The sequence below is a fragment of the Solwaraspora sp. WMMB335 genome, from assembly GCF_049179075.1.
Classification (GTDB): Bacteria; Actinomycetota; Actinomycetes; order Mycobacteriales; family Micromonosporaceae; genus Micromonospora_E.
This window is the reverse complement of record NZ_JBMHMF010000001.1, coordinates 3,129,135-3,151,410: the sequence shown is the minus strand read 5'-3', so window position 1 is coordinate 3,151,410 and position 22,276 is coordinate 3,129,135. Positions and strand designations below refer to the sequence as shown.

The following is a 22,276-nucleotide window of genomic DNA, read 5'->3' as shown; positions in this document are numbered from 1 at the left end:
GGCGATGCCAGCTCGACGAACGACCAGGATCTGTCCCGTGTTTACCCAGCTCGCGAGGACGTAAACCAGCCGGCGGCGTCGACCGGCAGGACCGTCGCGTCCGGCTGCTCCGCCAGCGGCTCACTGGTGATCAGCGGTACGCCGTACCGGCCGACCGCCACCGGCGCGCCGCTGAGGTTGACCACGCACACCAGGTCGGCGGCGCTGTTCCCGCTGGTCCCGGCCGGCCCGGCTAGCTTGTCCGGCTTGCCAGTCCCGACCGGCTCGGCCGGCGCGGCCGGCGTGGTGCGCCGGAACGCCAGCAGCCCCGGTTCGCTCGCCAACCAGGTCACCCCGGTGCCCTCCGGCTGCTGCCGGTCTGGCTGTTGTCTGTCTGGCTGTTGTCTGTCTGGCCGCTGCCTGCCCGGCTGCGCGCCGGCTCCGGCGACCGGGGTGGCCCGCAGGGCGGGATGCTCCGCCCGGATCGCCAGCGCCCGGCGGTACAGCTCCAGCGTCGAGTCCGCCACGCCGGTCTGCGCCTGCACCGACAGCCCGGCCCAGTCCGCCGGCGCGGGCAGCCAGGACGCCTCGCAGCCGTCCGGCCCGAATCCGTACGGCGGCTGAGTCCCCTGCCAGGGCAGCGGCACCCGGCAGCCGTCGCGGCTTTCCCCCGTACGGCCGAACGCCGGGTCCTGCCGCAGGTGGTCCGGCAGATCGAGGACCTCCGGCAGGCCGAGTTCCTCGCCCTGGTAGAGGTAGGCGCTGCCGGGCAGGGCGAGCATCAGCAGGGCCGCCGCGCGGGCCCGGCGCAGCCCGACCGGCCCGTCGCCGTAGCGCGTGACGTGCCGCTGCTTGTCGTGGTTGGACAGCACCCAGGTGGTCGGCGCGCCGACGATCGCCGCCTCGGCGAGCGCGGTGTCGATCACCTTGTGGAACGAGTCGGCCGACCAGGTGGCGTCGAGGAAGTCGAAGTTGAACGCCTGGTGCAGCTCGTCCGGGCCGATGTAGCTGGCCAGCCGCTGCGGCGTCTCCGCCCACGCTTCGGCGATCGTCATCCGCCCGCCCGGGTAGCTGTCCAGGATCGGCCGCCAGGCGCGGTAGATGTCGTGCACCTCGTCCTGGTCGAAGTACGGCAGCCGGCCCTTGCCGAGCAGTTCGATCTGCCGGCGTCCGGTGGTGGCCGAGGTCCAGCCGATGTCCGGCAGCCCGTCGGCCTTGATCATCCCGTGGGCGACGTCGATGCGGAACCCGTCGACGCCCCGGTCCAGCCAGAACCGCAGGATCTGCTCGAACTCGGCGCGTACCTCGGGGTGGCGCCAGTTGAGGTCCGGCTGGGCCGGGTCGAACAGGTGCAGGTACCACTGGCCGTCGGGCAGCCGGGTCCAGGCCGGGCCGCCGAAGATCGACTCCCAGTCGTTCGGCGGCTCTTCGCCGTCGACGCCGCGGCCGTCGCGGAACAGGTACCGGTCGCGCTCCGGCGACCCGGGCGCGGCGGCGAGCGCCGCGACGAACCATGGATGTACGTCGGACGTGTGGTTCGGCACGATGTCGACGATGATCCGCAGGCCGAGCGCGTGCGCGTCGGTGATCATCTCGTCGAAGTCGGTGAGGGTGCCGAACATCGGGTCGACGTCGCGGTAGTCGGCGACGTCGTAGCCGCCGTCGACCATCGGGGAGCGGTAGAACGGGGTCAGCCAGAGCGCGTCGACGCCGAGGTCGCGCAGGTACGGCAGCCGGCTGCGGATGCCCTGCAGGTCGCCGATGCCGTCGCCGTCGGAGTCGGCGAAACTGCGCACGTACACCTGGTAGACGACGGCGCCGCGCCACCAGTCGTCGCGGGCGGTGCCGGGGTGGGCCTGGGCAGGGTTGATCGTCACGGACTCCCCGTTTCCGGTCGGTGTGGTGCTGGGCCTGCCATCGAGGATGCCCGGCCGCTGTTGCAAGAGTCAAGCAATCCTTGCGCAAGCCGATTCAGCCGGTGGTGGCGGCTGCCGCGGCGGCGAGGTGGGTGACCTGCGGGGCGATGCCGGTGGAGCCGCGCACCACCAGCTCGGGGCGGAACACGTACTCCGAGTGCGGGGCGGCGTGCCCGTTGATCTCGTCGACCAGGGCCCGGACCGCGGCCACCGACATCGCGATCACCGGCTGGCGCAGCGTGGTCAGCGGCGGATCGGTGAACGCGATCAGCGGCGAGTCGTCGTAGCCGACCACCGACACATCGCCCGGCACCGACAGACCACGCTGGCGGGCGGCCCGGATCGCGCCGAGCGCCATCAGGTCCGAACCGCAGGTGATGCCGGTGACGCCCTGGTCCAGCAGCCGGTTCGCGGCGGCCTTGCCACCCTCCACACCGAACAGTGACAACGCCACCAACTCGTCGAGCTCGGCGTCGGTGCTGCCGACCAGCCGCTGCATGGCGGCGCGGAAGCCGGCCACCTTGCGCTGCACCGGCAGGAACCGGTCCGGTCCGGTGATCAGGCCGATCCGGCGGTGGCCGAGCGCGACCAGATGGGCCACCGCCAGCTCGCCGGCCTCCCGGTCGTCGCAGGAGACAAACGGCGCCGCGATGCCTTCGGCGTACCCGTTGATCAGCACGATCGGCAGCGGCCGGGCGATCAGCGTGCGGTAGCGCTCGTGGTCGGCGGTGGTGTCGGCGTGCAGGCCGGAGACGAAGACCACGCCGGAGACCTGCCGGTCGAGCAGCATCTCGACGTACTCGTCCTCGGTGACCCCGCCCGGGGTCTGGGTGCACAGCACCGGGGTGTAGCCGGACTGGGCGAGGGCCGACTCGATGGTCTGCGCGAACGCCGGGAAGATCGGGTTGTCCAGCTCCGGCACGACCAGGCCGACCAGGCCGGCGCTGCGCTTGCGCAACCGGGCCGGGCGCTCGTAGCCGAGCACGTCCAGCGCGGTCAGCACCGCCTGGCGGGTCTCCGGAGCCACCCCGGGGCGGTCGTTGAGCACCCGGGACACGGTGGCCTCACTCACCTCGGCCTGGCGAGCGATGTCGGACAGTCGTGCGCGCATGGCGTTCACGGTAGCGCACCGGCAAGTTCTTGCGACCGGACCTGCAAGCCCTTCCATTACTTGCAACGTCTTGCTAACGTCCCGGCAACACGCGACGAAACCTGTGCCGCGAACCCGGCACCGTACTGCAATAGCTTCCAGGACAGGAGTCCCGATGCGCGTCCGTACCACGTCGGTGGCCGCCGGGCTGGCCGCCGCGCTCGCGCTGGCCGCGGCCGGCTGCGGCGGCAGCGACGGCGAACCCGCCACCACCGACAACGCCGACACCGCCGCTGGCGGCACCCTGGTCATCTGGGCCGACGACAAGCGCAGCGCCGCCCTCGCCCCGTTCGCCGAGAAGTTCGGCGCCGACAACGGCGTCACCGTCGAAGTGCAGGCGATCTCCAAGGACCAGCAGACCACCTTCGTCACCGCGTCGCAGCAGGGCAGCGGCCCGGACGTGATGGTCGGCGCGCACGACTGGATCGGCAACCTGGTGCAGAACGGCGCCATCGAGCCCGTCCAGCTCACCGCCGACCAGACCGCCAGCTTCGCCGACGTCGCCATCCAAGCCGTCACCTTCAACGGCCAGGTCTACGGCGTCCCGTACGCCATGGAGAACATCGCCCTGATCCGCAACACCGCGCTCGCCCCCGACGCCCCCGCCACCATCGAAGAACTGGTCGCCACCGGCGAGCAGCTCAAAGCCGACGGCAAGGTGTCGGAGATCCTCTGCCTGCAGGTCGGGCAGAACGGCGACGCCTACCACCTGTACCCGCTCTACACCTCGGCCGGCGGCAGCCTGTTCGGCACCACCGCCGAAGGCGACTACGACCCGACGCAGCTCGGCGTCGGCACCCCCGAGTCGATCGCCGCGTTCGAGAAGATCGCCACGCTGGGCGAGAAGGGCAAAGGTGCGCTGAAGCGCTCCATCACCCCGGAGAACTCGATCGCCACCTTCACCAGCGGCAAGTGCGCGTTCCTGGTCTCCGGGCCGTGGGCGATCACCGACGCCAAGGGCGCGGACATCGCGTACGACATCAGCCCGGTCCCCGGTTTCGCCGGTGGCGCCGAAGCGCAGCCGTTCGTCGGCGTGCAGACCTTCTACGTCGCCGCGAAGGGCACCAACAAGGCGCTGGCGCAGGAGTTCGTCGCCAACTACACCACCCAGACCGAGCTGGCCGTCGCCCTGTACGAGGCCGAGCCGCGCCCGCCGGCGCTGACCGCCGCCCTGGAGCAGGTCTCCGGGGCCGACCCGGATCTGGCGAAGTTCCAGCAGGCCGGGCAGGGCGGCGCGGTGCTGCCGGCGATCCCCGAGATGGCCGCCATCTGGGACCCGTTCGGCAAGGCCGAAGCCGCGATCATCGGCGGCGCCGACGTGGCGAGCACGATGACCGCCGCCGGTCAGACGATCGCCGAACAGATCACGTAATGCGCGACACCGGATCGACCGGAGCGGGGCCCGCCGAGCAGCGGGCCCCGCACCCGGTCACGGCCGGCGGTCTGCTGGCCAAGGCGCTGCTGCTCGGCCTGGTCGCGGCAATCGCGATCTGGGCGGCGTTCCCGCTGATCGACGCCGAGGCGTGGGTCGGGCTCGGCATCCTGGTCGTCACGACCGCCGGCATCGGCTACCTCTACCTGGGCCGGCGACACGTGCCGGCGAAGTACCTGATCCCCGGCACCCTGTTCCTGATCGCCTTCCAGATCTTCCCGGTGCTCTACACCGCCTCCACCGCGTTCACCAACTTCGGCGACGGACACCGGGGCAGCAAGACCGAGGCGATCGCGGCCATCCAGGCCACGTCGGTGGTCCAGGTCCCAGGATCCATCGAGTACGCGATGACCGTCGCCACGGTCGGCGACCCGGCCACCGGTGACCTGGTGCTGCTGGTCGTCGACCCGGCCGACGGGGTCGTCTACGCCGGTGACGAGTCCGGGCTGCGTGAACTGCCGGCCGGCGACGTCACCGTCACCGACGCCGGCAAGGTGACGTCGGCCGACGGGTTCACGCTGCTCAACGCCGGTCAGGCCAGCGCCCGCAGCCAGGAGATCACCGACCTGGCGGTGCCGACCGACGACGGGGCGATCCGCTCCATCGGGCTGTCGAGGGCGTACGAAGGGGTCGCCGTCCGGGCGTACGACGAAGGTTGTGATTGTGTCACCGACACCGTGACGGGCACGGTGTGGACGGCCGACGACGACGCCGGCTCGTTCGTTTCCGCCGACGGCGACCGGCTGCTGCAGGGCTGGCGGGTCGGCGTCGGCCTGGACAACTTCACCCGCGTGTTGACCGACCGCAGCATCTCCGGGCCGTTCCTCGGCACCCTGGTCTGGAACTTTGCCTTCGCGATCGGCTCCACCGGCGGCACGTTCGTCCTCGGGCTTCTCTGCGCGCTGGCGCTGCACTCCGACCGGGTGCGCGGGCGCAACCTCTACCGGGTGCTGCTGATCCTGCCGTACGCGATGCCGTCGTTCGCGATGCTGCTGGTCTGGCGGGACATGTTCAACACCGACTTCGGGCTGATCAACCAGTTCTTCGGGTTGACTGTGGACTGGTTCGGGCAGGACTGGTCGGCCCGGCTGGCGGTGATCGGCGTACAGCTGTGGCTCGGGTACCCGTACATGTTCCTGGTCGCCACCGGCGCGTTGCAGGCGATCCCGAAGGAGTTGACCGAGGCCAGCTCGATCGACGGCGCGAATCCGTGGCAGGCGTTTCGCCGGGTGACGTTGCCGCTGCTGCTGGTGGCGTTGACGCCGCTGCTGATCGCCTCGTTCGCGTTCAACTTCAACAACTTCAACGCGATCTATCTGACGACCGAGGGTGGGCCGTTCCCGGCGGACAACCCGAGCGTCGGCGCGACGGACCTGCTGATCACCTACACGTACCGGTTGGCGTTCGGCGCGGCCGGCGCGCAGTACGGCTTCGCCGCCGCCATCTCGATCTTCATTTTCACGCTCGTCGCGGTGATCTCCGCGGTCAGCTTCCGGCGCACCCGGGCTCAGGAAGAGGTGTACGCGTGAACCGGCGCTCGCTGACCCGTCGTGGGCTGACCCGCTGGCTGGGCCGGGTCGGCTGGCGGCACCTGGTGGCGCTGCTGGCCGTCGCGTTCTCGCTGTTCCCGATCGTGTTCGTGCTGTCGGCGGCGGTGAACCCGCTGGGCACCCTGTCGTCGACCGACCTGTTCCCGACCGGGGCGTCGGGCAACAACTTCCGGCGGCTGTTCGCCGACACGTCGTTCGGCCGCTGGTTCGGCAACTCGCTGCTGATCGCCGGGCTGGCGTCGTTCGCGTCGGTGTTCCTGTCGTCGCTGGCGGCGTACGCCTTCTCCCGGATGCGGTTCCGTGGCCGGCGGGTCGGGCTGCTGTCGCTGCTGTTGATCCAGATGTTCCCGCAGTTCCTGGCGATCGTGGCGATCTTCCTGATCTTCTCGACGATGACCGACCTGTGGCCGACGATCGGCTTCAACACCCCGTGGGGGCTGATGCTGCTCTACCTCGGTGGCGCGCTCGGGGTGAACACGTGGCTGATGAAAGGCTTCTTCGACACCCTGCCGAGGGAGTTGGACGAGTCGGCCACCATGGACGGGGCGTCGCACGCCCAGGTGTTCTTCCGGATCATGCTGCCGCTGGTGGCGCCGATCCTGGCGGTCACCGGGCTGCTGGCGTTCATCAACACCATCAACGAGTTCCTGATCGCCAACGTCTTCCTCACCAACCCGGAGGCGAAGACTCTTGCGGTCGGCATGTACGGCTTGGTGGCGGGGGAGCGGAACAACAACTTCGGGATCTTCGCCGCCGGCACGCTGCTGACGGCGATCCCGACGGTGCTGGTGTTTCAGCTGCTCAGCCGCTACATCGTCGCCGGTCTCACCTCCGGGTCTGTGAAGGGTTAGCTTGTGGGCCAGCTGTTCGAGGCGCACCACGACGGATCGTCGTTGTATGCGCCGGGTGCCGCCGCCGGGGTAAACCTGGGTGATCGGGTGTCGGTCTTCGTCCGGGTGCCGGCGGGCGCGCGGCCGGTCGACAAGCTGTGGGTACGCTCCACAGCCGACGGTGAGCCGCGCTTCACGGAGGCGGTGGTCGACCGGCAGGATCCGAACGGGGACGTGTGGTGGCGGGGCGAGGTGGAGGCCCGTAACCCGGTCACGCCGTACCGTTTCCTGCTGGCCGGCGGTGGGCGGCGCTGGTTGACCGGGGTCGGCGAGGTCGACCACGACGTGCCGGACGCCACCGACTTCCGGCTCGTCACCCACGATGCGCCGCCGGCCTGGGCCGCCGACGCGGTGATCTACCAGATCTTCCCGGACCGGTTCGCCCGGTCGGCTGCCGCTGACGGGCGGGAGTTGCCGGAGTGGGCGATCCGGTGCGACTGGGACACCCCGGTCGTCGGGCGCGGGCCGGAGACGCCGGCCCAGTTCTACGGCGGCGACCTGGACGGCATCCGGGAGCGGCTCGACCACCTGGAGCGGCTCGGCGTCAACACCGTCTACCTGACGCCGATCTTCCCGGCCCGGTCCAATCACCGGTACGACGCCGCCGCGTTCGACCACGTCGACCCGCTGCTCGGCGGGGACGAGGCGTTGGCGCGGCTGTCGGCGGCGGTGCACGATCGCGGGTGGCGGCTGCTCGGCGACATCACCAGCAACCACAACGGTGACGCCCACCCGTGGTTCACCGCCGCCGTGTCGGACGTGTCGTCGGCGGAGCGGGAGCTGTACTACTTCGGCGACGACGGCGATTATGAGTCGTGGCTGGGTGTGAAGTCGCTGCCGAAACTCAACTGGGGCAGCGCTGAGCTGCGGCGACGCTTCGTCGACGGGCCAGCGTCGGTGGCGCGTCGGTGGCTGCTGCCGCCGTACGGGTTGGACGGTTGGCGGATCGACGTGGCCAACATGACCGGCCGGCGCGGTGCCGACGCGCTTACGCTGGAGGTGGCAGCCTTGCTGCGGCGGGCGGTCGCCGACACCCGGCCGGACGGGCTGATCGTCGCCGAGCACGGGCACGACTTCACCCGTGACCTGGACGCCGACGGTTGGCACGGCACGATGAACTATGCCGGGTTCACCCGGCCGGTGTGGAGCTGGCTGCGGTCACCGACGCTGGAGTTGCCGGACTTCCTCGGCGTACCGGGTGGGGTTCCGGCCCGGTCGGGGTCTGCGGCGTTGGCGACGATGCGAGCCTTCGGGGCGTTGGTGTCGTGGCGGTCGTTGGTGCATTCGTGGCAGCTGCTCGGCTCGCACGACTCGGCCCGGATTCGGACGGTGGTCGGGGACGCGGCCCGGCAGGAGGTGGCGGCCGGGTTGCAGTTCACGTTGCCGGGGACGCCGATGGTGTTCGCCGGGGACGAGCTGGGGTTGCGGGGCGACAACGGGGAGGGCTCGCGGACGCCGATGCCGTGGGAGCGGCCAGACTCGTGGGACGAGGCGACGTTCGGGGTGTATCGGGCGTTGGTGGCGTTGCGTCGGGAGGTGCCGGAGCTGCGGCACGGTGGGCTTCGTTGGGTGTACGCCGATGACGATGCCCTGGTCTATCTGCGGGAGTCGCCGTCCGGGTCGGTGTTGGCGTTGGCGCGGCGTGCGTCGGGTGCTCCGGTGCGCCTGATGGGTCTGGTGGCCCCGCCGTCCGCTGCTGCTCCGGCACTGGCCAACCTGTACGGCGGCGCACCACCGCTACGCCCGTCCGCCGACGGCACCCTGACCCTGCCCGCCACCGGCCCGACTTTTCAGGTGTGGCGCCTCCCCTGACGCCTTGATCCTGCCCCGGTAGGACCACGAGCTGTAGGCTAGTCACGCTGGCTCGCATTTAGATGTGGCTGGCGTACAGCTCGGCACACCACGATGCAGGAGTAGCTGGCTGTCGTCACGCGGTCCGTCGTGGCGGTCAACTGGATGAGCAGCCTACGCAATCGCAGCATGCTAACGCGAACATCGAACGGTGTCGCGGGCAACTGTGCTTTGGGTTTCCGAACTGTGACCACCGCCGATCCTGGCACGCCTACCAACTCGTCCAGCGGATCGACCGCAGCACCGACTGCCATCCAGAGTCTGACCAGCAAGGGATGGACGCGAGAGTCTGTCGCAAACCCGACACTGCAACATGTTCAATGGCCGGGCTATGCCTAGCACAGGCCGCCGCCCATCTCGATAATGGGGGCTGTGCCGACTGCAGTCATCGTAACCGTCACCGTCTCCGCCCTTGTCCCACTGGCCTGCGCCATTATCGCCGGTATCGTTGCAATCTATGGAAAGCGCGTTGACGGGCGCGTCGCTCTCGATGGTCGGCACGCTCAAGCCCGAGAATCGGCATACGACTTGATCTTGGCGGCTGGGGATGTAGCTTGGAACTTCATCGCCCGCAGTTACGTGGATGAAGTGGACGGACTTCAATCAATGACGAAGCGTGATAGGGAGGAAGGAACTCGGAGGTGCCACGCCCTTCTCGTCCAAGGCATCGACCAGCTGGAGTCCCATGCGGCCGATATGAACGTCATTCGGCCAGTGCTGGGGAAATTTTACCAGACGATTTTCGCCAATAATGACGGCTCGGCCGCGGCGTACGAGCAAGTGCGTGCGTCGGTGGTGGATTGCCGACGCCGTGACAGTGGGCTCAACAGAATCCTTAGGGAGAGACCAAGTAGCGGCTGGCGACAGCTGATACCGACTAGGGCCGTCCGGGAGTGGCGCAGGCGGCTCCGATCGCAGCTTGAGCAGCCCTTATACCGGGGCATACAAGTGGATCAAGTAATCAGAACTGTTGACGGTACTACCTTAGTATCGGTCCCGGATGGCGAGAGATTTGCAGCAATTCTCGACGAACAATTGTCTTGGGCCAGGGAGATGCGAGCCAGTGTTGCAACAACCGAGGCAAGGATCGCTCACTGGCGCCAGAAAGGCGCGTTGCGGTCACCCGAGGATCCAGGGATCGGTCAGGTTGACCTACCTTGACAATTGAATTTCAAACACGCTTAACGCTTGGCTAGCAATGGGCGTGGCAAGCGCTCCATCTCTACGCACTTCCACGCCAGTAACGGGCGGCGGGTGGGCTGTCGGCGTTGGCCACTGCAGATAAGCGTGCGAGATCGGCTGTCAGGACATGCAATATTCCCATGTTCCCGAAGTCGTTGCTCACCTCGGCGGCATGGCACCATGTGTCGGCACAGCAGTTACCAAAATTCCGATTCACGTCCAATCCACACGGGCAGGGCTGGTCGCGTGAAGAGACTCGCCACGGTCTGATGTCGTCCGCTGTGGCACCAATGGCATTCCGCACCTCGTCCAGATTTCGGTGCTCGGTAATATCGCCAAGCAATATCGGCAGATAGTTGCAACCCATGAGGACGGATTCGAACTGTTGTGCAGCGATTGAGGCGCGTTCGAAGAATAGCATCCATTCTGTGCCACCAATCGTCGCGGCAAAGACGGCAAAGCCCTGTAGTCTGTGTATCGATTCAAACAACATGGCTCGCGGGTTGATTCCCGGAGTCATGCAACACATCCACCGAGTTGCCAGTACCCTGAAGTCACTATACGTATCCTGGACAACCGCTTGGCGCAGCACTTCCAAATTCCGCCGACGTATACCGATGCGGTGATATGGAGGCGAATCGCTGTAATGGGTCTTGATCAAAAGGCCGATTAGAGAACGGTACACTAGGTGCGCTTTGACGCCCGAGAGTACAGGACCCGGAAACATGGAGATTCCGTGAGCTGCCAGGTCTTCGGCGGTGCCACGCGTCAAAGCAGCGAGATAAGATTCGGCGTCACCTAGGTATTGTTCACAGGCGGAACACAGCAAATAGTGCTTGCCCCCGTCCTGAGACTGGGTCCTTACTCCAAGTGAATCGTAACGACCGACAACGGCACCTTCCTCCTTCATCCACCGATATGCCCATTTGGGTGCAATGTGGCTCAACTGCAACCTTTTGGTCTTTCGACACAGTTTGCATCTGCCATGGACGCCTCCAGCAAGCCGGCGGTCACTGCCAAACAACTCCTTGGAGCGGTCCCCTTCGATGATGAAGAGGCGCTGCCGTGCTCGGATGGCCCTGTCGCTTGACATAGCGGCGAACAATACCAGCCAGCCCTACCTGTAGTTAAGGAAGGCCCTGTTGGGCTGAGAGTAATACCATTGCTTCTAGGCTAGCAAGGAACTGGATATGTGACTCCGGTTGACGTCTCGTCGATGCGCGTGAAGTCCATTCCGCTGCAGGTGAATGTTCCAGCGATGACGTCATTCCTGCTCATTTTTGCGCTGCCACATTTCTCGGCGCTACTCATGCGGTTTGAATCTAGACTACCGTGGGTCAGATTCAACGGATTTGGCTGCCTCGGCGGCGCCGTACGTGTTGGTTGCTCGCATTGCTGCAGCCTTAGTTGGGCGATGCTTGTTGGCAAGAAACCTCAGGTAGTCGATCCAATGTTCCTTTTCTGTGTCGGGTATATTCGGATCTGCGAGTATTTCGATCACTTCTTCCGCAAGGGGGTCGAGGATTTTGGGTGCTGAGCTGTAAGCCTCGTTACGGCTCAGGTAGCCGAGCGCGATAGCTGCTTCCCGTGGGTCAATTCCTAGAAAAGAACAGACGACGCGGACGCCCTGGGGATCGGGTCGGTTAGAATGGCTATGCTCCCACCGGATGATCGAACTTCGGCTGATCCCCGTGTGGTTGGCAAGGTCGTCTTGGGTCAATCCAGCCTTTTTGCGTGCACTTCGTATCAGTTGCGCAAAGCGGTCGCCAGGTTTGTTGGGGGGTGCAACGGCTGTACCCTCGCGGGCTGTCTCGTCAGCGTCTGCCATGTTGCGGGTTCCGTTCTGAGGTGTTGCGTGTGCGCAACACGCTACCGCAACAGGCTCACTTGTGCGACATGTTGCGTAGGCGCTACCGTAGTTCCATGCATGAAACTTCGACAGCCATGGTGACGCCCCAGACCTCTCACCGCCCTGCTGCCCCGCGCTGGATGTGGCTGCTGTTGATGCTGCTCACGTCGACCATCGTCGGCGGCGTGGCCGGCCTGCTCGCCTACGCTGACGATCCGTCGGTGCCTCGGGCTGCCCTCACCGGCGGCGCTTCGTTTGCTGGGACCTTCCTGCTCCTGCTCGCAATCGCTCACTACGCCGGAGGCGGACGGTACCAGTGATTCACTGTCATGGGCGACGCGAAGCGACACGACATTATCGATGTCGGTCGGTGAGCTGGGCGAAGGGGGTCCAGCGTACGGTGTCGTCGTTGTCGCGGGCGGAGGCCAGGCGGACGGCGAACTCGTCGGCGACGCCGGGGGTACTGGCTAGGAGCGGTACGGCGGCGGCGATCATCTTCAGTTCGCGGGCTTCGCGGAGGGTCGGCCAGGCGGGGTCGGTGGTGACGTCGTAGCCGTACGCCGAAGTGAGGGCTTGGTGTGCGCCGGCTCGGCCGAAGCGGATCTCGCCGACGGCGACGGCGGCCAGGTCGACCTGCCACGGCCCGATGCAGGTCGGGTCGAAGTCGCAGAGGACTACGCGGCCGTCGGCTTCGCGGAGCAGGTTGCCGACGTGTGCGTCGGCGTGGATCAGTCCGCGCGCCTGGGCGTTCAGGTCCGCGATGCGTGGTGCGAGCTGGTCGCACCAGTCCAGCAGGAAGCCTCGGTCGTCGGGGTTCAGCGCTTCCGCGTCGGTGAGACGGGCGCGGACGTCGTCGACCGGGTCCCACTCGGGCAGCGGGAACTGTGGCAAGCCGAGGGAGTGGAACTCGCGGAGTACCTGACCAAGTTCCTCGACGGTCGGCGGTCGTGGCGTAGGAGCGACGAGCCGCCACACCGTGGCGGAGAGGCCGTCGGCCCGTACCGGTTGCTCGATGTCGGGTGCGAGGCGGATGGTCGGGGCGTCGACTGTTGCGAACCAGGTTGCCAGGCGGGTGACCTTCAGTGCCCGGTCGTGCAGGGCGTGGGACCGGGCGATGCGGATGGCGAGGCCGGCTGAGGGGAGTGCAAACACGGCGTTGTTGGTCATCCGTAGCTGTTGGACGTCGCCGGCAGCGACGCCGAGTCGGGCGGCGATCTGGTGCATCGCTGCTCTCATTGCCTGCTCGGTGAACCGTCCGGCCGATCCGGTCATCAGCTGCCTACGCCTACCGCAGCTACGGTGCGGGAGAAGTCGGCGACGGTGGACAGGCGTTCGTGGCGCTTGAGGTCCCGTCGCAGGTTGTGGATGCGGTCCAGGATGCGTGGTGAGCTGAGCTGCCGGGCTTGTTCGATGACGCGGGCGCCGACGCTTACTGCCTCGTCGGGTTCGTCTGCCAGGAACAGTGAGCTGCACAAGCTGACGCTGCTGAGGACGCTGCTCCGTACGTTCTGTGACCCCAGCGTGTCGATCGCTTCCGTAACGGTGCGGGTGGCGGCTTCGCCGTAGCGGTCGCTTTCTTCCTTCCGGGCGAGGTCGCGGTAGACCCGTCCGTACTGGGCGAGGAGTTCACCGCGGTCGTAGAAGCGCATCCAGTCTGGTTCGTTGTCCGGGTTGATGCGGTCGAACTCGTCTGTGGCCGACCCGAGGGCGCGTGTCGCCGACGGCCCGTCGCCGAGAGCGGCAAGGGAGGCAGCCTCGGCTCCGTGGAGCATCGCGCTGACAGCCGGGGTGACCCGTCGACCTACCTCGTCGCGGGCCAGGCGAAGCGTCTCCAGCGCGTCCTTGTTGTGGCGCAGGTGCTGGAACTGGCGGGCCTGGCAGTAGCGCACCCGCGCTGTGAGCAGTACATCGTTCGCGGCGACCGCCATCCGCTCAGCCAGGAGGAAGTGCCTTTGTGCATCGAGATGTCGGCAGGCGTCGAACGCGGTCCAACCCGCCAGTTGTCGGACTGACGCGACCGACCGCAGCAGCCGAGAGCCCACCGATGAGGGGTAGGGCTGGTCCAGCATGGCTGACGCGGAGTCGGCTAGGTGTGCGACGTCGCGGTAGAGCGCGCCTCCGCCGCGTTCGTAGTCGATAGATCGGTAGAGTGATATCACGGCGTCGAGTCGGTCGATGTCGCTGTGGCCTACCCGACGCGAGCCGTCATCGGCGGAGCCGCCGAGAAGACCGGCTGAGGCGGCAACCGCTGCGATCCCCTGGAGCAGGGAGCGACGGTTCGTGTCCGGCTCTCCGGCCTCGCCGTGTTCTGGCATCTGCCCGGGTCGCATGTCGTTCCCTGGGAGTACGCCGGCTGGGTCACTCTCATGTCTCGCCGATCGGGAGTAGACCCTTCGGACCAGGGCGACTGTGGTCCTCAGTTCGCGTGCTGGCCGGAATCCGAGTTCGTCGTCGGTGTCGGCGTTGAGGGCGATGCGGAGGGCGGTGCGGTAGTCCTCGGCGGGGTAGCGGATCTTGCCGTTTTCGAGTTTGCCCAGGTAGTTGGCGGTGAAGGCGCTGTGGGCTGCTTGGCCGGGGTCGGGGTAGAGGATCTTGTTGACGGCGTCGGCGAGTTGCCGGCGGGTCAGGCCCAGGCGTTCGCGTGCTGCGGTGAGCGGATGGTTCTGCATGACACCCCCGAAGTGTGGCGCACGATCTGATACGTGGTGGCGCGAACTGCCTGTGGCGGTGATCGATTTTGGACAGTATCCCACCTGCTGAATGCCGCCTTCAACCATCTGCGTCGAGCAATTCCTGGCCCTGCTAGGAAATACGTCAACGCGTAAATGTCAAGAGGGGAGGCAGGGGATGGTTCCCGCAACGGGAAGCATCCCCTCCAGTAGCGCGGGAGCGCGGCCAGTCACCGCTGGAAGCCGGCGCGACCGGCGGCGGCAGGCTCTGCGGAAGCCACGTCCACCGAGCCGCAGGGTGTGCCGGCCCGGTCGGGGTCGGCGGCGTTGGCGACGATGCGGGCGTTCGGGGCGTTGGTGTCGTGGCGGTCGTTGGTGCATTCGTGGCAGCTGCTCGGTTCGCATGATTCGGCGCGGATTCGGACGGTGGTGGGGGACGCGGGTCGGCAGGAGGTGGCGGCCGGGTTGCAGTTCACGTTGCCGGGGACGCCGATGGTGTTCGCGGGGGATGAGTTGGGGTTGCGGGGGGAGAACGGGGAGGGTTCGCGGACGCCGATGCCGTGGGATCGGCCGGAGTCGTGGGATGAGGCGACGTTCGGGGTGTATCGGGCGTTGGTGGCGTTGCGTCGGGAGGTGCCGGAGCTGCGGCACGGTGGGCTTCGTTGGGTGTACGCCGATGACGATGCCCTGGTCTATCTGCGGGAGTCGCCGTCCGGGTCGGTGTTGGCGTTGGCGCGGCGTGCGTCGGGTGCTCCGGTGCGCCTGATGGGTCTGGTGGCCCCGCCGTCCGCTGCTGCTCCGGCACTGGCCAACCTGTACGGCGGCGCACCACCGCTACGCCCGTCCGCCGACGGCATCCTGACCCTGCCCGCAGACGGCCCCCACCTTCCAACACTGGCGCCTCCCTGACGCCTTGACCTGCCCCCGGCAGGACCATGAGCCGCAGTTCAGCCGCATCCACAGGTGAGTTCGACGTCGTTGCCTCAGCCCGATGTCACGGATGCGGTAGCGACTTACCGTAGTTGCGCAGCGACTCTGTCGAGCCGCCGCGAGGGTGAAGGTCGACGCTTGCGGCGGAACGGCGTGTTGCACCTCGTGCAGCGGTTGGGCGAGCTGAGTGCTCCGGCAGACCTACGAACGCTGTGACGAAAGCTGCGGCTGGTAGGCAAGGTAAAAGCGGGAGCGGCCATCAGGCGACTCCCGCTTCTTAGGAAGCACCGAGCCAGAGGCCCGTAGGTCCTACCGTAGCATGGAAGCATGAGCCTGCAAGACGAGAACGTCGAGGTAATGCTCAAGCGCCGGCTTCTAGAGCTCTTCGACCGCCGCAGCTCATGGAACCGGAGCCTCTGGCAGGTCGGAACGAACCTTGCGCTTCAGGAGGTGCTCGAGTATGCCGACGGGTACCGCTCGTCGGCGATGGTCTCGGACGAAGGCCTCAAGTACGTGACTGCGTCGGCCGCTACCCTGGTGCGGCGTGACATCGGGCTTGGGCCGGACGGGGTGCGCGACAAGATCACTAAGCTTCTGAACACATCACATGCGCGCAAGAACTCGGCTGGCCTCGCCTCGACCACGAACGCTGACGAATTGCGTGAGCTGGCTCGTAGAACCCAAATGCGGTATCTCGAATCGTGGGCCGAAGTCGCGGATCAGGGGCGTATCACTCCTGACCGCATTGAAATGGCGTCCCGATCGGTAGCCGCCTTTCTCTTGGACGCGCAATTCTCCGCCAACCATCTACACGGTTGGCTCCTGTCGACGCTTGATAAAAATCGAGATATATCGTTGGGTGAGCTTTTCTTGCAAGCTCATAGGATGTGGGAGCGGGCAGACGCTACCTACATAGTTATCGTCCCATTTCAGAAATTGCCGGCTGAGGTAGTGAACGCCGCAGGAGAAGATTTTGTATCTTGGAACGATCTCCGGGCGGTACAAACCTCGACTCGGTCCGGGGCCCCGAAGCTCCGTGAAGGGGTAGGAGCCTTGCGTCTTAGCGTCGTCGCAAGAGAACCTTTCGCTGCCATCGCAGCAGCGGAAGATGAGGTGCGGCGCCTGACTGCTCGAACCGTGGTCGGACTATCGTCCGATTCGATCGAAGCTGCCTCGGACGCCTTGGTTGGTTCTAGCCAAGACGTGCTTAGATGGCGCCCGTTTCGCAGTTGGCGCAAGGACGTCGTCGTTCCCTCAATACAGCGCAACGGACTGCTCTTGAAGCGCTCCAATCCCGACGTCACGGCCGCCCTAGACGACGCGTTTGAGCTGTTGGCGAGCGCAGGTACTTCGACCACTTGGGCGTCGGTAGCTGCAACGTGGGCGGTTGTGGAAGGTCTCCTCGCTCCACCGGATGACTCGGGCGCCAGTTCTGCGGACAGAATGGCGGCTATCGTTGCGTGCAGCTGGCCACGGGCTGAGATGACACAATTAGTTGATGCTCTGATATCAGGTGGAGGAGAGATCGGAAATCTACTTGAAAGTAAACCTACGGTCACTGATCGCCTCGACGTCCTGGACAATCTTCTCGCCAAGAAGCAGGCATTACTGCTAGCTGAACCAGGCGACATGGCGGCTTTGGCCCGCATGCGAGCCTTGTACGACGATCCGCCAGCCGTTCTTGGAAGGGTGCGCTCTTACTATTGCGATGCATTTCGTAGGCTATACCAACAGCGTAACCTGGTAATGCATAAGGGGAGGTCAGATTCGGTAGCGTTGGGGGCTACGCTCCGTACTGTGCCGATGCTGGTTGCTGCAGGTGTTGACCGCCTTGTGCATGCCGCATTCCAGCCGATGCCGTCAACACCTGCTGCGCTGGCGGCGCGCGCCTCCGTCGAGTTGGGGCTTGCCGGCATGCCTGGTGGAAAGAGTCTACACAGATTGCTAGACTGACCGCACATTGGACAAAAAGCCGCTGAGGCCGGACCAGCCGTTATCGTCTCCAAACGGCCTATCTTCTGTGCGCTGCGTTCCCCGCGGGCCATTCAGGCAGCGACTTATGTAAGGCTCGGTGCACCAGGAATTCGGCGCCGGACCTGGGGGGCGTCGGGCCAGGGCGACTGCGGTTCGCCTCCCGTGCTGGTCGGAATTCGAGTTCGTCGTCGGTGTCGGCGCGAGGGCGGTGCATGGGTTGGTGCGGTGGTCCTCGGCGGGTAGCAGATCTTGCCGTTTCGGGTGCGCCCAGGTTGTTGATGGGATGCCTGTAGCACTAATCCATTTTGGACAATCTCCCACCTGGTGAACGCCGCCTTCAACCATCTGCGTCGAGCAATTTCTGTCCCTGCCGGGGAATACGTCAACGCGTGAATGTCAAGAGGGGGAGGCAGGGGATGGTTCCCGCAACGGGAAGCATCCCTTTTAGTGGCGCGGGAGCGTCGCCCCGTCCCGGCCGGGACGCCTACCGCAGGCGGTCAGTCATCGGCCACGGTGTGTACGGGGTTCGGCACAAACGCCGTACGGCAGAAGTCGCCGGACCCCGACGGGGCCTGCCGCCGCCGGAAGCCCCCGTGACCGGCGGCGGCAGGCCCCGCGACGAGCCCAGGCCAACCGGCCAACATAGTGGACGTACCCGGGAAAGGGGTTGTGATGCTGGAAGCGATGCGTGCCGCCCCGGTTGCCCGACGGCGAGGTCCCGGTCGTGCCGGAGCGAGACGGCGTGGCAGGCGGCCACTGTGCCGACCTACCGGCCCGGGGTCTCCTTGGGCACGAAGACACCGAGTCCCTGGTGGCCGTACAGCTCGCCGGTCTCGATCAGGATCGTGATGGCCTGACGGACGGTCGACTGGCTCCTGACCTCGTAGAAGTCGGCCAGCTCACGGGTTGACGGCAGCCGGTGTCCCGGCGGCCACTCGCCAGAGGCGATGCGCTGCCGGATGTCGGCGATGATGCGTCGGTAGTGCGGCTCGAACTGACGTGCGGGCATGTGGAAATCCCCCAGCTAGGCCCGCACATTCGATCACAGATCACGAGGTCACTTCAAGTGCATCGTTGACTTTACCGGCAACGTCGGTAAAGTGGGCGACGGTTTCCCCCAGCTAGGCACTGCGGGAGACCCGCCGGGGTGGCGTCGATCCCGTGGAGCGGCGCTCAGCTGCTCCTTCGACGATCGGCGCTACCTCGGCGATCCCCATCGACGCCCCGGCCGGGCCGGTGCACGCGGCACCGTCGGCCACTGCACGCAACCAGGAGGAACCCGACCTCCGGCGTTCGGCGGAACGTGAGCCGTCGGATGTCCGTACCAGCGGCCCTGTGGGCGTACCGCCGTTTGTGGCTGCGTGCGCAGGGCGGGCGGCCCGACCTCCGCGCCCCCGTTCGGGGTCGGGCCGCCCATCCCACCTACCCCACCGAACCGCGATGTAGCGGCGATCCCGTGACCTATCGAAAGGGCGGTCCCACCCGTGCGCAGACTCCTCGACCGTGTCCTGTTCCCTCGGCGTACCCGGCGGCAGGCCCGGCTGCTCGCCAGCCTCGCCAACCAGACCCGGCCGGCCGCTCGGCCTGGCGCCGCTGCTGGCGGCGGCGGGTCGCGTCCGCCGGCCCGGCGCGGCGGCAACGCCGGCACCCACCTCTACTACGGCGCCAGTGTGGTGCGGCCGTCGATCAGCCCCGGGCTGGTCCGCGACCGGCGGTTCGCGGTCCGCAGCCGGCGCGGTTGCGACCCGACCGAGGTACGCGCCTTTCTGCACCTGGTCGCCGACGAGTTGACCGCCGTGCGGGCCGAGTTGGCGGCCACCCGGGACGAGAACGTGCGGATCAAGCAGGCGTTGCGGGACTGGCAGTCGCAGCAGTTCCAGGCCCGGCCGGTCGGTTGAACACAGTAGGCGATGCAGGGAGAGGGGTGCGTTGATGCTGGATGTGGTGCTCGCCGCCGCCATCGCGGTGCTGGTCGGCGCGGTGGTCGGGTTCAGTCTGTGCCGGCATCGGCATCGCTGGTGTCCCGGCTGCGGCCGTACCCTGACCTGCCCGGCATGTCCGACCGGCGGGCTGCTGCCCGCGCAGGTCGAGGCGGCCGGGCGTCGGTGGGCGCCGCAGCCGGCGCGGACCGTCACCCTGCGGCGGACCTGGGTGTGGCCCGGCCGGGCCCGGCGGCGGGCCGGCCGGTGACCGCGCGGGTGGTGGCCGTGGTGGGCCGGGTCGGGCATGTGGCGTGGCGTCCGTCGTGGCGGTGCCGGGCCTGCCGCCGGCCGTGGCCGTGCGAGCCGGCCCGCGCGGAGCTGATGGCGAGCTTCGACCGGATCGGCCGCTGCATGTACGTCGCCGAGCTCGCCGCCGAAGCCGCCCGTGACCTGCCCGGCCTGACCCCGGCGCAGACGTACGCGCGGTTCATCGCCTGGGCGCGGCGGCGGGATCCGGCATGACGGTCTACCGCACCCGGACCACCACGGCCGCCGCTGTAGCTTCCGGTGGTGGGGTGCCGGTGCCGGCTGCGGCGGTACGGGGCCGGTCGCCGCTGCTGGCCGACGAGTTCTTCCTGCTGGCGGCCGATGATGTGACGGGTCGGCCGCGTCTGCCGGCCGGGCCGCTCGGGTACGGTCTGGCCGCCGCCCTGCTGGCCGACCTGGTCGACGCGGGCGCGGTGCGGGTGCACGACGGCCGGTTGTGGCTGGCCGCGCGGCACGTACCGGTGGACGCGCTCGGCGGCTGGATCCTGCGCTGGCTGGACGCGGAGCCGAGGCACCGGCGGGTCGGGACGTGGTTGGCGTTGCTGGCGCCGCGGGCCCACGGCCAGGTCGCGCGGCGGCTGACCGCGGCGGGCGTGGTCCGGCCCCGGACGGTACGCCGCCGGCTGCTGACCACCGCCGTGGTCCAGGTGCCGACGGACACGAACCGGGCCGCCTGGGCCAGGGCCCGCCTGACCATACGCCTACAGCGCGGTGAACCGTTGCCGGAGCTGGAGGCGCGGCTGGGCGGGTTGTGCCTGGTGACCGGGCTGGACGACTTCCTGCTCACCGGCCTGCCGCCGGCGGCCCGCCGGCATCTGCACCGGGAGACCGCAGCCCGGTTGCCGGCCGAGATCGCCGAACTGTTCACCATCGCCCGCCACCGCCTCGACGGCGCCGCCCACCGCCGCCGCCGCTGACCGTGGCACTGGCAGTGACGTCTTCTCCCGCCCGGCTGCTGATCGACGTGTCCTTGGCGGTAACACTTACGCGAATCTGTACACAAGTAGGGGAGACCGCATCAGCCCGTCAGTCAGGAGACCGTATGAAGCCCACGGGGGAGCGTGACGAACGCTGGTTCACTGGCGTCTACGCCGCCCACTACCGAAACATAGTGGCGTACGGGTTGAGGCGTACGGCTGACATGGATGTCTCGGTCGAGCTCGCCCAGGAGGTCTTCACGGTCGCGTGGCGGCGGCGTGCGGACGTGCCGGACCGCGAGCTCCCCTGGCTGTACGGCGTCGCCCGGCGGCTCCTGGCCAACCTTTGGCGGGTACAACGCGCAAGGCCACCCACAACGCCGCTTGCCGAGATGAGTCAGCCTGATGCGAGCAGTTGGTCTCATCCCGAGTCCAGGGCGGAAATGGTTGACCTTCGGCGGGCACTGCTGACCTTGCCTGAGGCGGATCAGGAACTGCTGCGCCTCATCGGCTGGGAGCGTCTATCAGTCGCCGAAGCCGCCTCGGCGCTCGGCTGCAGTCGGACGGCAGCAGCGGTGCGATTACACCGCGCCCGCCGCCGCCTGAAGTCAGCCATCGACTCGACAACCGGTGGTACCGCACAGCGGAACGACTCTGTAAGTGAGAGGGGCGAGGATGCGCGCATCCCAGCGAGTTCAAGAACTTCTCGGGCCGGCTGACCCGGTCGGGGGAATGGGTTTGCCATCCCCCAAGCAAACAGCACACGAGATCATCGAGCGTACTGACCACAGCTCGGTTCGGCTGGATCTGAAGGCTGGCGGCGATGTGCGTCCGTCACTTGTCCGCAGGCCACGATTGGCCGTTGTGGCTGCTGTCGCGATCGTTGTAGCAGCGGCGGCGGTGACTGTGCCGGCCTGGATGTTGGGAGACCGAACCACCGGCCCTGCACCGAATGATTCCCTTAGTACGGCTGCCGGAGCTGAACTGGAGGTGTTGACGCCTGTTGCATACCAACAGCCGGACAGTCCTCCGGCTGCTGGACCAATGCTCATGGACCTCGCCGACCGTATTTCTGATGCCCCATATGACAACGCCGGCGGGACCTACTCGTATCATCGGCGTAAGTCCTGGGGGGCCCGGCAAGCGCTGGGGCCAGGCGGTCATGTCATGAGTATCGCGGAGGAGGTCGAGACCTGGTCGGACAGTAGCGGAAACGGCATGACTAGGACTCAGCAGTTGATGCCGGAATTCCCCACTGAAGAGTCCCGACTGTATTGGGAAGGCGTCCTCGAACCTGGCGCCCGGACACCCGGTACGCCCGTTACGTCAACAGGGCTGGTTGGCCCGGATCAGCCGATCACCGAGGACCCGTCCGAACTCGCCAGGAAGCTCAAGGTCGGTGCCGGTGCCGGTGCAGGGGCAACGGTCAAGGCAGTTAACGACATTTACAGCCTGTACCTGGTGCCGCGTTCGGTCCGTTCGCAGATTCTACGCATCCTCGCTGACACGCCTGGTCTGCACTGGCGTGGCGAGGTCGTCGACCGCGCTGGTCGGACTGGTGTTGCTGTCACGGCCGACGACACCGAGCGCAACGTCCAACACTTGCTGATCTTCGACCCGGTTACCGGAGAACTGCTTGCACACGAGCTGGTCAAGCTTACCGAACCACGACAGGTGCAGGTCTACAATCTGATTCTGAGTTACGGACGCACAGCTGAAGCTGGCTGACGTTGACCGG

At 67.1% G+C, this 22,276-nt stretch carries 21 protein-coding genes; 14 read left to right on the top strand and 7 right to left on the bottom strand.

Annotation, left to right across the window (positions count from 1 at the left end):
* Positions 1–41: 41 nt before the first annotated feature.
* Both ACN27F_RS13470 and ACN27F_RS13465 read right to left on the bottom strand, forming a co-directional pair.
* On the bottom strand, positions 42–1,850 hold the full coding sequence (locus ACN27F_RS13470; RefSeq protein WP_421440172.1) for an alpha-amylase family glycosyl hydrolase: 1,809 nt from the start codon (positions 1,848–1,850) through the stop codon (positions 42–44).
* 100 nt (positions 1,851–1,950) lie between these two features.
* Complete coding sequence (locus ACN27F_RS13465) at positions 1,951–3,006, bottom strand: LacI family DNA-binding transcriptional regulator (protein WP_421433728.1); 1,056 nt, start codon at positions 3,004–3,006, stop codon at positions 1,951–1,953.
* Positions 3,007–3,160: 154 nt separating this feature from the next.
* Here ACN27F_RS13465 and ACN27F_RS13460 point away from each other — a divergent pair, with 154 nt between their 5' ends.
* The 5 genes from ACN27F_RS13460 to ACN27F_RS13440 all read left to right on the top strand — a co-directional run bounded on the left by ACN27F_RS13460 (position 3,161) and on the right by ACN27F_RS13440 (position 9,929).
* Positions 3,161–4,417 carry a sugar ABC transporter substrate-binding protein gene (locus ACN27F_RS13460; RefSeq protein ID WP_421433727.1) on the top strand — a complete coding sequence of 419 codons (1,257 nt, stop codon included), beginning with the start codon at positions 3,161–3,163 and terminating at the stop codon, positions 4,415–4,417.
* Positions 4,417–6,006, top strand: a complete 1,590-nt coding sequence (locus ACN27F_RS13455; RefSeq protein WP_421433726.1) for an ABC transporter permease subunit — start codon at positions 4,417–4,419, stop codon at positions 6,004–6,006. Before ACN27F_RS13460 ends, ACN27F_RS13455 begins: the two co-directional genes overlap by 1 nt.
* On the top strand, positions 6,003–6,878 hold the full coding sequence (locus tag ACN27F_RS13450; protein WP_421433725.1) for a sugar ABC transporter permease: 876 nt from the start codon (positions 6,003–6,005) through the stop codon (positions 6,876–6,878). The genes ACN27F_RS13455 and ACN27F_RS13450 overlap by 4 nt, the downstream gene beginning before the upstream one ends.
* A gap of 3 nt (positions 6,879–6,881) precedes the next feature.
* A complete protein-coding gene (locus ACN27F_RS13445; RefSeq protein ID WP_421433724.1) occupies positions 6,882–8,729 on the top strand; it encodes a glycoside hydrolase family 13 protein in 1,848 nt (615 codons plus the stop codon).
* Positions 8,730–9,140: 411 nt separating this feature from the next.
* Positions 9,141–9,929, top strand: coding sequence for a hypothetical protein (locus ACN27F_RS13440; protein ID WP_421433723.1), 789 nt, complete (start codon positions 9,141–9,143; stop codon positions 9,927–9,929).
* A gap of 61 nt (positions 9,930–9,990) precedes the next feature.
* Here ACN27F_RS13440 and ACN27F_RS13435 read toward each other — a convergent pair whose 3' ends face one another.
* Together ACN27F_RS13435 and ACN27F_RS13430 are read right to left on the bottom strand one after the other, a co-directional pair.
* Positions 9,991–10,470 carry a hypothetical protein gene (locus ACN27F_RS13435; RefSeq protein ID WP_421433721.1) on the bottom strand — a complete coding sequence of 160 codons (480 nt, stop codon included), beginning with the start codon at positions 10,468–10,470 and terminating at the stop codon, positions 9,991–9,993.
* 807 nt (positions 10,471–11,277) lie between these two features.
* Positions 11,278–11,778, bottom strand: a complete 501-nt coding sequence (locus ACN27F_RS13430; RefSeq protein ID WP_421433720.1) for a helix-turn-helix domain-containing protein — start codon at positions 11,776–11,778, stop codon at positions 11,278–11,280.
* Positions 11,779–11,939: 161 nt separating this feature from the next.
* On the opposite strand from ACN27F_RS13430, the gene ACN27F_RS13425 reads away from it, so the two are divergent.
* Complete coding sequence (locus tag ACN27F_RS13425; protein ID WP_421433719.1) at positions 11,940–12,119, top strand: hypothetical protein; 180 nt, start codon at positions 11,940–11,942, stop codon at positions 12,117–12,119.
* A gap of 34 nt (positions 12,120–12,153) precedes the next feature.
* Here ACN27F_RS13425 and ACN27F_RS13420 read toward each other — a convergent pair whose 3' ends face one another.
* Positions 12,154–13,071 (bottom strand): phosphotransferase family protein, encoded by a 918-nt coding sequence (locus tag ACN27F_RS13420; RefSeq protein WP_421433718.1) that lies wholly within the window; start codon positions 13,069–13,071, stop codon positions 12,154–12,156.
* Positions 13,071–14,426 (bottom strand): hypothetical protein, encoded by a 1,356-nt coding sequence (locus ACN27F_RS13415; RefSeq protein WP_421440170.1) that lies wholly within the window; start codon positions 14,424–14,426, stop codon positions 13,071–13,073. Before ACN27F_RS13415 ends, ACN27F_RS13420 begins: the two co-directional genes overlap by 1 nt.
* A 342-nt stretch (positions 14,427–14,768) precedes the next feature.
* On the opposite strand from ACN27F_RS13415, the gene ACN27F_RS13410 reads away from it, so the two are divergent.
* Together ACN27F_RS13410 and ACN27F_RS13405 are read left to right on the top strand one after the other, a co-directional pair.
* Positions 14,769–15,377: an alpha-amylase family glycosyl hydrolase gene (locus ACN27F_RS13410; RefSeq protein WP_421433717.1), complete on the top strand. Its 609-nt coding sequence runs from the start codon at positions 14,769–14,771 to the stop codon at positions 15,375–15,377.
* Between the two features lie 348 nt (positions 15,378–15,725).
* Entirely contained in the window at positions 15,726–17,351 is a 1,626-nt protein-coding gene (locus ACN27F_RS13405) for a hypothetical protein (RefSeq protein ID WP_421433716.1), read from the top strand.
* Positions 17,352–18,138: 787 nt separating this feature from the next.
* Here the strand turns inward: ACN27F_RS13405 and ACN27F_RS13400 are convergent.
* Positions 18,139–18,381 carry a GntR family transcriptional regulator gene (locus tag ACN27F_RS13400; RefSeq protein WP_421433715.1) on the bottom strand — a complete coding sequence of 81 codons (243 nt, stop codon included), beginning with the start codon at positions 18,379–18,381 and terminating at the stop codon, positions 18,139–18,141.
* A 475-nt stretch (positions 18,382–18,856) separates the two neighbouring features.
* On the opposite strand from ACN27F_RS13400, the gene ACN27F_RS13395 reads away from it, so the two are divergent.
* From ACN27F_RS13395 to ACN27F_RS13370, 6 genes are all read left to right on the top strand, one after another.
* On the top strand, positions 18,857–19,270 hold the full coding sequence (locus ACN27F_RS13395) for a DivIVA domain-containing protein (RefSeq protein WP_421433713.1): 414 nt from the start codon (positions 18,857–18,859) through the stop codon (positions 19,268–19,270).
* 34 nt (positions 19,271–19,304) lie between these two features.
* On the top strand, positions 19,305–19,562 hold the full coding sequence (locus ACN27F_RS13390; RefSeq protein ID WP_421433711.1) for a hypothetical protein: 258 nt from the start codon (positions 19,305–19,307) through the stop codon (positions 19,560–19,562).
* Positions 19,526–19,816, top strand: coding sequence for a flavin reductase (locus tag ACN27F_RS13385; protein ID WP_421433710.1), 291 nt, complete (start codon positions 19,526–19,528; stop codon positions 19,814–19,816). Before ACN27F_RS13390 ends, ACN27F_RS13385 begins: the two co-directional genes overlap by 37 nt.
* Positions 19,813–20,538 carry a GPP34 family phosphoprotein gene (locus ACN27F_RS13380; RefSeq protein ID WP_421433709.1) on the top strand — a complete coding sequence of 242 codons (726 nt, stop codon included), beginning with the start codon at positions 19,813–19,815 and terminating at the stop codon, positions 20,536–20,538. Before ACN27F_RS13385 ends, ACN27F_RS13380 begins: the two co-directional genes overlap by 4 nt.
* Positions 20,539–20,663: 125 nt before the next feature.
* Positions 20,664–21,257, top strand: a complete 594-nt coding sequence (locus ACN27F_RS13375) for an RNA polymerase sigma factor (RefSeq protein WP_421433707.1) — start codon at positions 20,664–20,666, stop codon at positions 21,255–21,257.
* Complete coding sequence (locus ACN27F_RS13370) at positions 21,214–22,266, top strand: CU044_5270 family protein (RefSeq protein WP_421433705.1); 1,053 nt, start codon at positions 21,214–21,216, stop codon at positions 22,264–22,266. The genes ACN27F_RS13375 and ACN27F_RS13370 overlap by 44 nt, the downstream gene beginning before the upstream one ends.
* Positions 22,267–22,276 lie beyond the last annotated feature (10 nt).